Here is a 15,081-nt window from a genome sequence, read left to right as displayed (position 1 = left end):
AACACCTGCTCGCGATTGAGAATGGTGACGGGTTCTGTGAGAGCAACAACGGGGACCGGGACAGTGACGGGTAACGGGACAGAACCACGACGCCAACGCGCTCCTTACGGCAGACAACCCACTAGCAAGAGCACCGAAGGCCCACCCACCATTCTGTCCCCCTTGTTAGCTTGATGGTCCAACAGGCAATCGATCCAGGCAGGGCTAGCTTGGAAACCCCCTTTAGAACGTCTGTTTTGTGGGAACTACGCAGCCAATCCATGAATGTTGCATTGAATACTTCTTAAGTTGAGCTTGTATTACTGTTTATTTGAGTACGATTAAGGCTCTGACCCATTTCCGATTGTTTTGTCATTTCGACGGCGAACTATCCAAGACCTTTCGATTTGCTCGGCCTGCTGGAAGAGCAGGCCAAACACGAAACCCGAATGGTCTTCCATCATACCCCCAAAGGGATTGAGTGCTCAGGGGCTGGGATCACTCTTCATTTTTTGACGAACACAACATTTCTCGGAGAACCTAATGCCACGCAGAAATCGACTCGACAAAGCTGGTCTGATTTATCACGTCTTCAATCGAGGCTTCGAAGGAAAAAAGATCTTTCGCAAAGCGAAGGATTTCGAAGTCTTTATTCAGCGACTTGGTGAAGGGCTAGAACGTTATCCTGTTGAGATGTACGCGTACTGCTTGATGCCCACCCATTGGCACTTGGTCCTGCGTCCCAAGAAAGATCGCCAGATGGGCGAATTCATGCGTTTTGTGGCTGCCACGCACGCGCAGCGTTATCTGGTGACCCATAAGACCGAAGACGAAGGCAAGCTCTATCAATCGCGTTTTAAGAGCTTCATCGTGCAAGACAACGAGTACTTTCTAGACGTGTGCCGGTTTGTCGAAAGCAATGGCTTGCGTGCCAAGAAATCCAAAAAGGCCGAGGACTACAAGTATGGTTCTCTGTACCTATCGGTTCAAAAGCCCAAGCTGGAACCACAATTCTTGGCACCTTGGCCCGTTAAGAAGCCACCACGTTGGACGGCAAAAGTCAACGCGAAGTTTGATCCCGATCAGTTGGCCGAATTGCAGACATGCGTCAAACGGGACCGACCGTACGGTGATCCAAAATGGCGCAAGCGAATGGCCAACAAATTCGATCTGTGGTCGACGATTAATCCCATGGGCCGACCACCAAAGAGCGCCAAGTAACCGAACTTGGATCTCAACCGCCAGGTCTCATTTTGACGCGGCGGTTTATTAACAGTCATGAACCGGAACGAACGCCCAGAGGCTCATGGATCATCCATGAGCAACCGGCGGTCGGTTCCGGTTTTTTGTTGCCTGACAAGCATCGCTGCTGCCAGGCAGCCTGCCATCCGGGCGACATCAGCGACCTATTTGCTCGTCCAGCGGCGATCTTTTTCATTACCAGCGGACATCAGGTAAGTGATCAGGTCACGCACCTCTTCGGCACTCAATGTGTCGAGCAATTCTGCTGGCATCTGAGAAACCTTGCTTTCGCTGATCGATTCCACATCCTCAGCAGGAATTGCGACAGGTTTCGCATCTTGGCCGACGGGATACAGGGCCAGGTCACCATTGTCTTGCTTGACCACCAAGCCTTCAAGAATCTGGCCATCGATCGTCAGCACGCGTGAGGAACCGTACTGATCGGAGATATGTTTGCTGGGATTCACGATGGCTTCGATCACATAGTCCTGATCAAACTTGTTAGGAATGCTGGTCAGGTCAGGTCCGATAGCGCCTCCGTAAGATCGCAACCGGTGACAGGCGGCACACTTGGCGCTAAAGAACATGGATCGTCCCTGCGCAAAGTCCTTCGGTCCACGCATTTCTTTGGCGACCGCACCGACGGTCCACCTCTGGCCAGGCCCTTTGATTTCAGCGATGTCAAAATCAGGCTTGGGATCAAAATTTTCGCCGGTGATTTCGTTCAGTGCGACCCGTTGCTCACTGGTGCAAAGCGCCAAAGCTTCGTCGCGAATTCGCGTCAAATAGCCTGCATAGCTGGCACCACCAGATGTCTTTGCTGCTTCGTTAAGAAAGGTAAAGTAATCGCGCCGCAGTGCTTGCGTCCAGCCATCACGCAATTCGCGAATCAAGTACGCGTACATGATTTCATCCGACGGTGGCGGCGACTTCATCAAGTCGAGAATGCGACCGCCATAAGATGCGTTGCGGCTGGCTAAGTCCGACCAAGGTGGGACGCTGGGCGCCCCGCGATCATTGATCAACTGCATGGCCTTTGCCGCCACGGTGGGACTGCGCAAGTAAGCCAGCACACGGATCAGTTCGCGGTTCTGATCAGCATGCTTACTGGGCAGAAGCCCATCAAGTTGATCGATCACCTGCTGGCGCTGAGGGTTGCTCGGCGCGCCAAGCTGGGTGAAGATCAACGCATAACCGCGCAGCAACCCCAGCAGCTGTCCATGCGTCAATTCGCTCGCAGGCAGTTTCAGCAAGCCGGCGATGGCAGCATCCTTGTGCGACTCATTTCCACGGCGAGCCAGAGCAACGGTTGCCGTGATTTTGCTTTGCGGATCAGTTTCATCAGCCACTTTCGCGGCCCACGAATCAACCGGCTGACTTTCAACCGCAATGCGTGCCGCATGGCGGATGTAGCGATCGGTGCTGGAGAGATGCGGCCAGGCTTCGGCGATCGCCTGATTGTCGACCAGCCCATGGAAGCGTTCCAGCTTTTCACGTTGCTCACGTGCTGCTGCAGCAGCGGCATCAAGGTCCGCTGGCAAGTCAGTGGATTGATCGCCAACGTAGCGAACACGATAGACCCCCGATGCTGTCCCACGGCCACCAACAGCAAAGTACAAACAGCCATCCGTCCCAACGGTGGCATCGGTTAGCGGCAAGGGAGCTCCAAAAACGAATGGCTCAACGGTTCCCGTGTAGCCTGCCCCGTCGGGCTGAAGATGGATGGCGTACATTGTGCCAAACGTCCAGTCGCAAGCGAACAGAGCGTCGCGATACTTGGTGGGAAAGCTGGTTGCCAAGCCGGAGATCACACCCGTCGGTGACCCGGGCCCGATCTCGACCACCGGTGGCAACGTGTCTTCATAATAAGTGGGCCACTTCCCTGAACCGCTGCGCCAACCGTAATCGGCTCCACTGGCTGCGAAACAGATTCGCGTGGGACGATACCACGGCAATCCCAGGTCCCATTCCATGTCCGCGTCATAAGCAAACAGATCACCGAAACGGTTCAGCGCCGCATCGTACTCATTGCGAAATCCGGTGGTTAAAACGGTTTGCTGCTTAGTCTCAGGATCCAAACGGGTGATCCAACCGCCGGGAGCCAGTCGCCCTCGAGCGTGACCGTTGGAGTCCCACATGCGAGTGATCAAGTGCCCTTCATACCAAGTGGGGACACGACTACGTTGGTGTTCAGCCAGCGGAGCCATGTTGCCACCGACCATATAAATGGCGTTTCCATCAGGCGTCTTGATCACCGCGTGATTGCCATGTTCGCCGCCCCCACGGGTTCCAGGATACTGCTGGGCGCTATCTAGCATGTCATCGCCATCGGAATCCGTGAGTCGATAGAGGTGACCACCGTTGCGATGAAGCCACAGAGCGCCGTCATCCCACAGCAACCCTTGTGCGCCAGAAATGGTTTGCAACGAACCGACAGAGACCTTTTCAACCAGAGCGTCTTGGCCCTTGCGAAGCGTCAGACGATAGAGTCCCGCACCGCCTTGATCGCAAGCATACAAGCGTCCCTTGTCGTCGGATGCCAAAGAAACCCAACTGCCTTGATCGCGAGGAACCTCGTAGACCTGGGTGACCTCGAAGCCAGGTGGGGCAGTGATTTCATAGGGGCGAATCAGATTGTTTTTTTGGCCACCGCCACCGGTCGCTGTTCCAGGAATCCCCCAAGGGCCTTCACCGAGTGCATTGATTTTTACTGCGGCCAACCAATCGCTGTCATCGGTGCCAGTTTGTTTCCAGTCACCAACAGGTTTCTCAGTTTGTTTCCACGTGCTATCGGTGGCAACCTGTTGTTCGGATCCATCCGCGTAGGTGATAGTCACTTTTGCAATCAGCGCTGCAATGCCGCCATCATTTTGGCATTCACAAGCAATTAGATTTTGCCCGCTGCGAACGGCCTTCGTCACATCCAGTGCGGTGGCTTGTTCCCAACGACTGCTCTTTTCAATCAACTTGCCATTGAGAAACAGTTGCAAACGGTTATCGCAGGTTGCATAAAGACGCGCTGATTTGATATTCGCCTTGGCGGTAAACGCGCGTCGAAACCAGACCTTTTGATTGCTGCCAGCACGTTTGGCCCAAACCCATTGTGGTTGCGGTGCGGATCGCAGCCAGGTTTCCAGCGGTTGTTTGCTGGGTTTCACCGTTGCTTCGTCGTTCGTCTCAGCCGCAGCGGTCGGGGCTGCCAACGAATCGAGAAGTTCCCCGCCCTGGTCAGCCGTGAGCTTCCGATACAATAGGTTGCGGAACTGGACTTTCATCGCCGGTCCACGGTGAAGCTGCAGTCCCAAGAGGCCCGTCGCGAAGGCTTCGGGATGATTGTCGGTGAGATCAGTGGTGGTGACGCCATTGATTTGATGGACCAAACGATTGCCAACGGCAATGATACGCAATTCATTCCAGCGCTCCGTCGGTGCATTGTGATCAGCGTTAATCGGCGTGACTTGTTTTTTGCCATCAGCAGAAATCACCACTTGCTGGCCACCGGTAGCGATGATGCCACGTCCCGTTTTTTCGCCGTACATCATGCCCATGTAGTCGGCGCGTGGATGCAAGTCAGCCTGATAGCCTTTGAGTGCCAAACCATCGGGATCGGTCAATTCACTGCGATACTGAACTCCGGAGTTGTTGCCTTCGAATCGAACCAAGCAGCGAAATTCAAAGTCACTAACGTCTCCGCCTTGCCAGACCAAGAAAGTGTTGGCTTTGATCGGCTCATTGTCCGTGGTTTGTCCGGTGATGGCACCGTCTTCGACAGACCACAGGCCTGGCAGGCCTTTCCAGCCTTCGAGGTTCTTGCCATTAAAGAGAATTTGGAACGAGGCAGAGTCGTCAGCATTGACGGAAAGCGTCGACAACAGCAGCGCCGTGCAGGCAATCGCCAACGCGATGCCACGAAGGAAACGGAGGGGCATTAAGAATCCCTAAGCAAGTGGGGGGGGAAGGCAGGAGGGAGAAAACCATCAGGTCATGAAATCACTGAAATAGCATATCAATGATGGCCAAGCAATAGAATCGCGCTATCGCAGGGTTGGCTGATCGCCGGTGCACCCCCTGCCAACACAGCTCGCCAAACAGCTCGCTACGTCCCCGACACGCTTACCTTTCGATCACATCAAACAAGCCCTCTTTGTCGTATCGCAATTCGATACCGGGCTTGGAGAAAAACGTTGCGTGACCGGCGTACATTTTCGGCGGACCGGCACAGCGCAACGAGACCGTGGTGCGAACTTGAACCAGTTGATCGTCTCCCTTGCGTTTCCCTGTCTGCCCCCAGTCAACTAACCGCGTGGTCTGATTCGGCGGCAAGGTATTGGCAGGCTGACTGCGAGCAAGGGTGACGCGATTGATTGCATTCGGGTAAGACAGATAGTTTTCATTACTCACCGACCAACTGCTGTAACGCACTTTGGGAATTGGAAGTTCGTGCGACACCCCTTGTATGTTACATCCTAGTGGTGTTTCGTTGGACACTACAGATGCAGTTGCTTTAGCCTCTGAGCGTAGCGAAGAGGCTAAAGCAACTGCGGCCGACGGCAGATCGTTGACCCTCGAGTGCTGCAACGCAGATACTGTGCGGGAGCTGGATCGTCGTCGGCCTTTGGTAAATAGCCCGAACAGCCGCCTGAGCCGAGACAAGCTCTCGAGCTCGCATTTGCAAGGAAGGGATACATCCAAGATGAGTTTTCAACACTTTATCGGAATCGATGTCTCAAAAGCCAAGCTTGATCTCGCGTTTGATGAACAAGCCACGACAACTGTCGTTCCCAATGATCCAAAGGGAATTGATGAGCTAGTGGATTTGTTGCCAGAAGCGAAGTCTTGCCTGATCGTAATTGAGGCCACTGGCAACTACGAACGTCCACTCGCTGTGCGACTTGTTGAAGCCGGCCATGTTGTCTCTGTGGTCAATCCGAGACAAGTGAGAGACTTTGCCAAAGCGATTGGAAAATTGGCAAAGACTGACAAGATCGACGCACGCATCATCGCACTGTTTGGGAAATTGACGAGGCCTCGAGCCGTCGCCAAAACCAAGCAATTGCAGGGTGAATTGGATCAGCTTGTGACTCGAAGAAGACAGTTGATCGGCACCAGAACTGCCGAGAAGAACCGACAGGGACAAGCCGTGTCCGGAGCGGTTCGCAAGAGCATTCAGCGCGTTCTCGATGCAATCAACAAGGACATCAAAATGATTGATCGTGAGATCCAAAAGCTTGTGCAGTCTGATGATGACTGGAAGCATCGCGCCGAATTACTTGGGACGATGCCTGGTATCGGCGATGTGACATCAGCAACGATCATTGCAGAGTTACCAGAGCTTGGCGACCTGAACCGACAGGAAATCGCCTCGCTCGTTGGACTAGCACCGTTCAACCGGGACAGCGGGCAGATGCGAGGCAAGCGTTCGATTTTTGGAGGCCGTGGATCAGTGCGATCGGCGCTCTACATGGCCGCACTGAGTGCTCGCCGATACAACCCAGCGATCGCAGCCTTTTCCAAGAGACTGGCCGAACAAGGCAAGCCTCCAAAGGTCGTTATTACCGCATGCATGCGCAAAATCCTCATCACACTCAACACAATGGTCAAAACAAATACAGCATGGGAAAATCCACAAAACGCTTGACATCTAACACAGCCGCTTCCGCCTCGGGATCTGATGACTGAATTGTCCAGGCAATCGTCGTCTCCTCTGACTGTTTCCACTTGGACTTTAAGAGATAACGTTGGCCAGGAGCTAACTTGACAATCCACTGCTGTTGACCCGGCGGGATTTTGCCGGTGTCTGCAGTGTCGTTTTGTTCTTCAGAAGTCCCGTCGCTCGATTTGGTTTTCCGCGGCTTCCAGCTGGCATCCACGATGACCTCGACAGAAGTCTCTGGCAAATCAGGGACATGAATGACTAAGGCTTGATCGCTGGTTGCGGTCGCGACCAGCAGTGGTGCATCAAGAACCGGGACGTCGCCGACAGCTCTCACCTTTCCCATCACTTGCAAGATGTCATGACGTGCGTCTTCGATCCGTTTAAAGGCTACTTTGTGCTCATCAAGCGCCAACTGGACCTGCTCGCATCGCTGGTGAACGTCGGCTTCACGCTGTCGCAACCGCTGTGCATCACGCGCGGCCATCATGAGCATCACCAGCATGATGACGGACAACACAAGCATGGTCAGCGTGAGCCACAACGAACCGGCGTGAGGAACGGTTTTGTCAGCGTTGACTTCAATGTTTAGTTCTGAATCGCTCATGCAGGATGACTTGGCAAAGGAGAGGGATCAATGGTGAACCGGTTACTGCAAGGGTTGGCCGGCCAGTCCCGGAAAAGCAGGCAAATCGCTCGATTGTTCACCCAGCCAGAGATGAGCAACCGGCGGCCCACTGCCTTGCGACCGATTGAATCGGAGACGCAGCAGTCGGTGAGGTGTTTTGCCAGGTTGATAGTCGCTCTGCCGAGAACTCCCTAACGCGACCGTGCCGAAGGCCGATGTGCCGCTGCTACGATGCGAGGACTGCAACAAGACTTGATCGCCGAACTGAATCCGAAATTCGTGGACCGTCTCTCCCTCATCATCATCAGACTCGACACGGTTGGAGGTGACCGTCAGAACGTGCTCTCCGGTCGGCAATGGAAAGGCGTAGCCACCTGGATGCTGAAAGCCGGAAGGCTCCCCGCCCGAACTTGATTCCATGGGCTGGGGCTGCAAGGATTCGATTGCCAGTTCGTCCAATCGTTCGGTGGTCGCACTCGGCGGATCGGGTGCAGCCACATACTTAAGCCAGACCTGGCGGTCGGCCGGGATTCGAACTCGAAAACTGGTCCGGTTGCCTTCACCAAGACCGGTGATCTCGGGCACGCTGCGCAGTGAGACCACCCCCGGCCCACGATCTTCAATCTTGCTGTCGCGTGCTTGCAGGATGGCAAAGTGATCCAACGCATCTTGCCGGGCGCGCTGATACATCGCCTGTTGATCCGCCATCGCTTGCCGCATTTCGCTTGATCCGCTGACAGCTTGCAACTCAGCCTGCAGCGATTGCAACTGTGCCTGACGGGCTAACAGTCTCTCCTGCTGCACACGGGATTGATACAGCTTCATCACCAAGGCAATCGCAACGGCGACGGCCAGGGTCAAAACAAGCAACGTGCGTATGGAAAACTTCATGTGTCTAGTCTTTAATCGGTTGCAACTTTGCCGGGTCGATGACCACGTGCTTGATCTTTTGGCGTTTCCAAGTGTACGTGGCGTGAATCAAACCATCGGCGGTTTGAATCATCGCCGGATAACTGAATTCGGCTTTGGCCTCTTGCTCGAGGACTCCCACTGGCGTCCAGTGGTCGCCGTCGCGACTGATGGCAAGATTCAATTGACCACGCGGGCCCCACTGGCCTTTCCCGCTATCCAAGTGGTTGTAGATCAGTAAATGCCGACCATCCGCTAGGCTGACGGCATCGATTCCTGAATTCGGATTGGGCAAATCGGTGGCAATCAATGGCGACCAAGTCTGACCGCCATCTTGGCTGCGTGTGCTGGCGATGACGCTTTCTTTGGTGCGGCAGAGCGCTTGCAAGGAACCGTCTTGATGGCGCAGAAACGTGGGCTGAATGGCATTGAACTTGGAAGCATCATTGATCGGACCAATGCGCTGCCACGAAGCGGTTGGCTTGCCATCTTGCAGGTCAACTTTTTCAAAGTGCACGCGCCATCCATCGAACTCCGTCGAGCTGCCGCAAAGCAATCCTCCATCGCGGGTCACGATCGACTTGCAGCGCACGGGACCATCGATCCCTTCAGGCAGACGTTGGCGCTGGCCAAAGGTTCGCCCACCGTCGTCGCTGATCATCATTTCGCCCCACCACGCGGCGGGATTGGGCCCCACTTTAAAAAACAGCAACAGGGGACCGCTGCCCGGTGTCTGATGCAAAACGGGATTCCAGCAGGGATAGCGCAGGCCGTCATGCTGAACGCCATTGGCCACTTCACGCGGCGCTGACCAGCGACTGCCGTCGTGATAGCTCACCCAGATGCCAACGTCTTTGTTCTTTTCCCGAGTGCCTGCAAACCAGGCGGCGACCAGCCCACGCGTCGTTTGCACGACCGTCGAAGCATGGCACTGAGGCGTCGGCGGTTTGTTAAACACAAACTGCTCACTGATCAAGCCAGGCATGCGCGGCTGAGGGGGTTGAAGATTCAGCGTGACGGAGCGCTGTGCTTCAGAGAACTGGACACAGTCTTGATGGCGAATGTGATAAATGCGTCCATTTTCAGCCCCCACCAACAAGTCAGGCTTGCCGTCGTTGTCGAAATCACAAACAGCCGGGCTGGACGTGTGACCGGCCACGTTGCGTTTGGCCAGGTTGCCAACTTTCTTCAGAACAATTCGACCTTCATGATCCAGGCAATTGCGATACCAAGCCGCGTTTTCGGAATTGACCAAGACATCCAATCGGCCATCACCGTCCCAGTCCACCACGGCAAGCTTATAGCGTCCTGATCCGCCACAGGAACGCTGGTTCAAACGAATGGGATTTCCATTGGCGTCAATGAAGAGGCGTTTGGCCAACCCCAGATTGCTTCGCAAGGTCAGATAACCTTCCTGATCCAACATCAGCAAATCCAGCTGATCATCGCCGTCAAAGTCAATCGCCACCGGAGTCGTTCGCCACTGCGTGATCGAGGCGGGTGTTTTCGTTTGCCACCAGTACCACGCTGGCGGCATCTCAGAAGGCGTGCGGGTGAGGTCGGATTCGTACAGTTGGCCGTTTTCGTTTCGCAGCCACTGAACTTTGGAAAGGATCGAGTTGTAAACGATGTCCGCGTCACCATCCTGATCCCAATCCGCGACCGACAGTGTGGTGTAACCCCACTTGGCTTCGCAGGGACCTTGAATCGAACCGCTAGGACCGGCCATCACACGAAATGGCTTTGCCATCGCATCGGGATGAACTTTCGTTTCAATCAACTGGCAGGCTGCCCAGCGTGGTGTCCCCCCTGCTTGTGTCCCCAAGTTTTCAAAGTAGCCAATGTTGCCAGCTGTGTTTCCACACAGAATGTCTTCGTCGCCGTCGTGATCCCAGTCGTAGGCAAACGGTGTTGCCAGAGCTCCGAATTTCAGCGTGTCCGCTTGCTGTTGAAAATACTTGGGCGGCAAGAACACAGGCTGAGCGTCACGCAGAGTGCCCGTATTTTCAACCAGCGCAACACGTCCATCTTCATCACCTACGATCAGATCCACGTCCCCATCTTTGTCCCAGTCAAGAGCCGTCGGCGTAATCATCTGCAGGTGCATTTGCAGCGGATGACCGCTGACATCATTCAGTTTTTGACCAGCGGCGTATTCCGGTTCCCTGCGAGTGCCAACGTTTTGAAAGTAAGTGAAGCCATCCAAGAATTCGCCACACAATAAATCCAAGTCTCCATCGCTATCAAAGTCAACAAAGTTTGGTGACGGCCAGCCATACACATCAATCGCGGCACCACCTGCATGCAGCTTGACCGGTTTGTCGGAGTACTTGGGTTGTTCGTCGGAACCCTGATTGCTAATCAAGTAGACGTAACCGTGCAGTGGGCCGTTATGCCAGCGTCCACGAGAATCATAAGCATTGTCCCAGCCATATTCCGTCCAGTCTCCAGCTCCGACGATCAAGTCTTGGTCGCCGTCACCATCAAAGTCAACGTACCGCCACATGTTGCCGCGGACACGATTCGAATGCACGTTGCTTTTGGGATAAATGCGCTGGGGTTGATCAAAATCAAATCGCCCCGAATCGTCTCGTACGATTTCAAATCCTTCACGCAAGAGACGTGGTTGCCCGGCAACGTAACTGACTTGCATGTTGTGACCGGTTTTCCCCAACCGTACCGCAGGCCGAAACACGGGCAGCTTGACCTTGGGATCGTTACTGGCATTTTCAAAGTAGTAAACGCCATTGGACGGCTTATCGGGACAGGACACCAACAGATCCATGTCGCCGTCCCCGTCATAGTCCATGGGCAAGGGCCAAGCCCACAGGCCGACGCCTAGGTCAACGACCAAGTCTTCATCGTTATACGGCAGCGGCTCAAGCGTGCCCGATTCAGACTCGCTCTGTTTTGCAAGCCCCTGAGAAGTCGTCGACGTTGCACTCTGGGCGGAGACAAACGCACTGAAAGCCAGCGCTGCTAATGAGCAACAGGCGCAGCGGGAGAGAAGGTTGATCATCGGTTGCGAATCGCGGAAGGAAGAAGGCGGGAGGAGCCCCCATGATAGCCCATGCGTGGGAATGATGCACGCAGAGGCCGACTGCCGGGATTCGCGAGACGCTTTGATCGGTGCGCTGAGCTGCATGGAGCGACAAGCTTGAATCAAGTCGCTGGAAGCGATTGCTGGGCAGCTTAAGCCGGTGACAAGCCTTGCATGCGGCGCCAGGCACTAAACTGACCGATGTGAATCATCACATGGCCACTGAGATAAAACGAGTGCATCGCCGCAATGGTGGGAAAGCGTGCGGCCATCGCCTCGTTGGGATTGGGTTGACCGAACTGCTCGTCCTTGGCCGTTGCCAACGTCTCGATCGCTCGCTGGTGAGCACCAAAAAAGGCATCGACGACCTCTTGCATGGGCGGATACAGGCTGCCGTCAACATCATCCTGACACTGCGAATCTTTGCCAAAGAGCTCGACGTACTTGTCACTCGGCTCAATCCCCGCTGCATCACCGCCCAGTTCCTTGACAACGCGCGGCGCATACAGACTCAGGTGCCCCAGCACAAAGCAGGGATGATTCGACTGCACCGCCTGCCCACCCACCGATGCCCAGCGAGCAAAGTTCTGCTCGGTCACCCCTTCGAGTAATCGTTTTGCATACCCGACGCCCACTTCCGCAGAAGCGATGATCATCGGTCCGATCAGCTGTGAATTGCTATTGTCTGTCAAGGCGTGCTCCAAAATGATTTCAAACGAGTCAACCGAACCGGATGGCAAATCCGGTGTTCTAGAGGCGGCCTGCGACAGCCGCTGCTAAAGCCTAACGCGCCGCGTGGTCAGCAGTAAAGCCGCTGAACGCTAAAGTCGCTGTGTCTCAGGCCGCTGTGTCTCAGGCCGCTGTGTCTCAGAGCCGCTGTGTCTCAGAGCCGCTGTGTCTCAGAGCCGCTGTGTCTCAGAGCCGCTGTGTCTCAGAGCCACTGAGCTGAGAGGCACAGAACTTCCCGCCGCTGAGCATGTGCCTGTGCTGCTCGTACCAGAAATGCTCCTCCAGGGCCCTGAACCGCCAATCCAGGGCGGATTGCCAAGGGAATCTCGCGTGTGAATCGCTCAAGCCTTGCTTTCGCTCTTGTGGCCGCAGAGCCTCAAGGCGTACGGTAGCGTTTCGATCTTGCGCTGATGAATCGATGTGGCCGATGAACAAACTTTATTCACTGATTCGAAACACTCATTGCACCAGCACGCATCATCGCTTTGCGCTGGATTGCTTGCCGCTGGTCCAGACGCCCCAGGCGAAAAACCTAGCGTGCTGGTTTCTACAGCATCACCGTCGCTTGTTACGCGGCGCGGTCGATCCGGACCAACGATTCCGTGACTTTCATAACCACAACATTCACGTTGATCAGGGCTCATGGGGCGGCGCACCGCGTGTTGCACACCAATGGTACGACCGTTTGGTGACCTACATCGCGATGCGACAGTACGCCGATGCGGCGCATGCGTTTGGGATCCTCTCCCATTATCTGACCGATGTGTTACAGCCGTTGCACACCGTCAGCAACGATCGCGAAGCGCTCGTTCACCTGCCGCTGGAAAGTAGCATCCGAAAGCACTACGGCAAGATTTATCAGCGTTGCCAGCGTGGGGACTTCAGCATTCATCTTGATCTTTCCACACAGGTTGGCTGGCTGGGCGGTTGCATGCTGGCGGGTGCCGAATTTGCGCATGAGCGCTGCGACGACCTGATGGACCATTACGTGTTCGACGACGGACCGCAATCACCCACCGCAGGCTTAACGTCGACCAGCATGGATTTGCTAGCCGAGCTTTTCTCACTGGCCCTGACGACGCTCAGCCAAGTTTTGGAGCGTGCCACCGCGGACGCTCAAGCGATCGCCGGCCACGCCGTCAAGCCGACGGCGTTCCATCGCGGATACTTCAGTGCCCTGAGCAAGACGCCTTGGATCGCGGCCAAGAACCTGTTTCAAAGTCGCTTCAACCAGTACCAAGTCAACGAACTGAAACAGGAATACTATCGTACGGGAACTGTGACTCAGTGGTTGCCAGAAGAGGTCGACGTCAAGCGCCGTGTGATCGCGATCTATCAGCAAGAACAGCAGCGCGGGCAAGCCCCCAAACGTCGAAGCGCCGTTCGTTTCCAGCTCTCTGATCAGCCCGTCGCCGCTTAGCGACGCTTCGCCAGATCGACCGAGTGCGAACCCGCAGGAAATCTTCGCGCCAATCGCTCCCGACGACGACAACAACTTGCCGAAGAACCTATGATGAATGGTGCGCAAGGGAACCTTCAATGCAGCATGAAGGCACCTTATCTGGCGATGCTGCACCCTGCCCGTCCGCAGTCAGGCTCCTGCGATTGATCCATCATCACCAACCATGAATGCCCGAGTGAAGTCATGAAAGCCTTTGAATCGACCAGCAAGTACTTTCATCGCGCCGCCGACTTGTTAGAAATCGACGACCACATGCGCCAGGCGCTGCTGATGCCTCGTCGTGAGATCCAAGTCCAAGTGACGATCGAACGCGATGACGGTTCACTGGGCACGTTTGTTGGCTTTCGTGTCCAGCACAACAAGAGCCGTGGTCCCATGAAGGGCGGTCTGCGATTCCATCCCGAAGTCGATTTGGATGAAACCCGGTCACTGGCTAGCCTGATGACTTGGAAAACCGCCGTCGCCAACCTTCCCTATGGCGGCGCCAAAGGCGGCATCGGCGTGGACCCCAAACAGCTCAGCACTCGTGAACTGGAACACTTGACGCGAGCCTTTGTGGACCAGATTCATGACATCGTTGGCCCTGACACCGATATCCCAGCTCCCGACATGGGCACCGATCATCTGGTCATGTCCTGGTTCCGTAACCAATGGGAAAAGTACCACGGCTTTCATCCAGCGGTGATCACCGGCAAACCGGTCGAAGAATACGGCGCCGTCGGCCGTGAAGAAGCCACCGGCCGCGGCGTGGGCACGCTGACCATCAAGACCTGCAATCGCCTGGGCATGAAGCCTGCTGACACCAAGGTCGCGATTCAAGGCTTTGGCAATGTCGGTTCACATGCCGCCAAGTTTCTGCATGAATCGATGTTCACCATCATTGCCCTAAGCGACATGACGGGAACCTATTATGATCCAGAGGGGCTGGACATGGGAGCTGTCTTGCACCACAAGCTAAACAATCCGGACGGAACCTTGCACGGTTTCAATCGCTGCGAAGTGCTGCCAGTGGATGACTTGCTAACGCTGCCTGAGATCGACATCCTGATCCCAGCCGCTCTGGGTGGTGTGATCAACGCGTCCAATGTGGATCACATTTCAGCGAAGGTCATCATTGAAGCCGCCAATGAACCGATTGAGCCCGACGCCGATGATCAATTGAATGAGCGTGGCGTGACGGTCTTGCCAGACATTTTAGCCAACGCGGGCGGTGTGACGGTGAGTTACTTTGAATGGGTACAGAATCGCCAACACTACCGCTGGACGCTTGATCGCGTGCGTCAAGAACTTGACCACACACTGTCAAATTCCTTTGAACAAGTTTGGCAAGTCGCGCAGTCGAAGAATGTTTCCTTGCGAACCGCTGCTTACTACCTGGGCATCGGACGGGTCTTGAACGCGTCCAAGCTCGCCGGCATGACGTCCGTCTAGGAAAACGC

Annotated in this window: 10 protein-coding genes; 4 read left to right on the top strand and 6 right to left on the bottom strand. The window is 55.2% G+C overall.

Annotated features, from left to right (window positions below):
- Nucleotides 1-522 precede the first annotated feature (522 nt).
- On the top strand, nt 523-1,200 hold the full coding sequence (locus tag SV7mr_RS01985) for a transposase (RefSeq protein WP_145268733.1): 678 nt from the start codon (nt 523-525) through the stop codon (nt 1,198-1,200).
- Between the two features lie 185 nt (nt 1,201-1,385).
- Here the strand turns inward: SV7mr_RS01985 and SV7mr_RS01980 are convergent, their stop codons facing one another.
- Both SV7mr_RS01980 and SV7mr_RS01975 read right to left on the bottom strand, forming a co-directional pair.
- Nucleotides 1,386-5,150, bottom strand: a complete 3,765-nt coding sequence (locus SV7mr_RS01980) for a 3-keto-alpha-glucoside-1,2-lyase-like domain-containing protein (protein WP_145268731.1) — start codon at nt 5,148-5,150, stop codon at nt 1,386-1,388.
- Nucleotides 5,151-5,334: 184 nt separating this feature from the next.
- A complete protein-coding gene (locus SV7mr_RS01975) occupies nt 5,335-5,622 on the bottom strand; it encodes a hypothetical protein (protein WP_145268729.1) in 288 nt (95 codons plus the stop codon).
- Between the two features lie 292 nt (nt 5,623-5,914).
- Between SV7mr_RS01975 and SV7mr_RS01970 the strand changes: the two genes are divergently transcribed.
- A complete protein-coding gene (locus SV7mr_RS01970; RefSeq protein WP_145268727.1) occupies nt 5,915-6,859 on the top strand; it encodes an IS110 family RNA-guided transposase in 945 nt (314 codons plus the stop codon).
- Here the strand turns inward: SV7mr_RS01970 and SV7mr_RS01965 are convergent.
- The 4 genes from SV7mr_RS01965 to SV7mr_RS01950 form a co-directional block, all read right to left on the bottom strand.
- Complete coding sequence (locus SV7mr_RS01965; protein ID WP_145268724.1) at nt 6,819-7,481, bottom strand: hypothetical protein; 663 nt, start codon at nt 7,479-7,481, stop codon at nt 6,819-6,821. The genes SV7mr_RS01970 and SV7mr_RS01965 overlap by 41 nt on opposite strands.
- A gap of 42 nt (nt 7,482-7,523) precedes the next feature.
- Nucleotides 7,524-8,393: a hypothetical protein gene (locus tag SV7mr_RS01960; RefSeq protein ID WP_145268722.1), complete on the bottom strand. Its 870-nt coding sequence runs from the start codon at nt 8,391-8,393 to the stop codon at nt 7,524-7,526.
- Nucleotides 8,394-8,397: 4 nt separating this feature from the next.
- The gene (locus SV7mr_RS01955; RefSeq protein WP_145268720.1) at nt 8,398-11,430 is read right to left on the bottom strand and encodes an exo-alpha-sialidase; all 3,033 of its coding nucleotides are present in this window, start codon (nt 11,428-11,430) and stop codon (nt 8,398-8,400) included.
- A 173-nt stretch (nt 11,431-11,603) separates the two neighbouring features.
- A complete protein-coding gene (locus SV7mr_RS01950) occupies nt 11,604-12,143 on the bottom strand; it encodes a DinB family protein (protein ID WP_419187981.1) in 540 nt (179 codons plus the stop codon).
- 464 nt (nt 12,144-12,607) lie between these two features.
- Between SV7mr_RS01950 and SV7mr_RS01945 the strand changes: the two genes are divergently transcribed.
- Nucleotides 12,608-13,600 (top strand): zinc dependent phospholipase C family protein, encoded by a 993-nt coding sequence (locus tag SV7mr_RS01945; protein WP_145268718.1) that lies wholly within the window; start codon nt 12,608-12,610, stop codon nt 13,598-13,600.
- A 225-nt stretch (nt 13,601-13,825) separates the two neighbouring features.
- Nucleotides 13,826-15,073, top strand: coding sequence for a Glu/Leu/Phe/Val family dehydrogenase (locus tag SV7mr_RS01940; RefSeq protein ID WP_145268716.1), 1,248 nt, complete (start codon nt 13,826-13,828; stop codon nt 15,071-15,073).
- The last annotated feature ends 8 nt before the right edge of the window (nt 15,074-15,081 follow it).

Source organism: Stieleria bergensis (assembly GCA_007745635.1).
GTDB lineage: Bacteria > Planctomycetota > Planctomycetia > Pirellulales > Pirellulaceae > Stieleria > Stieleria bergensis.
The sequence above is the reverse complement of the archived record's forward strand: the minus strand, read 5'-3'. Positions and strand labels throughout refer to the sequence as shown.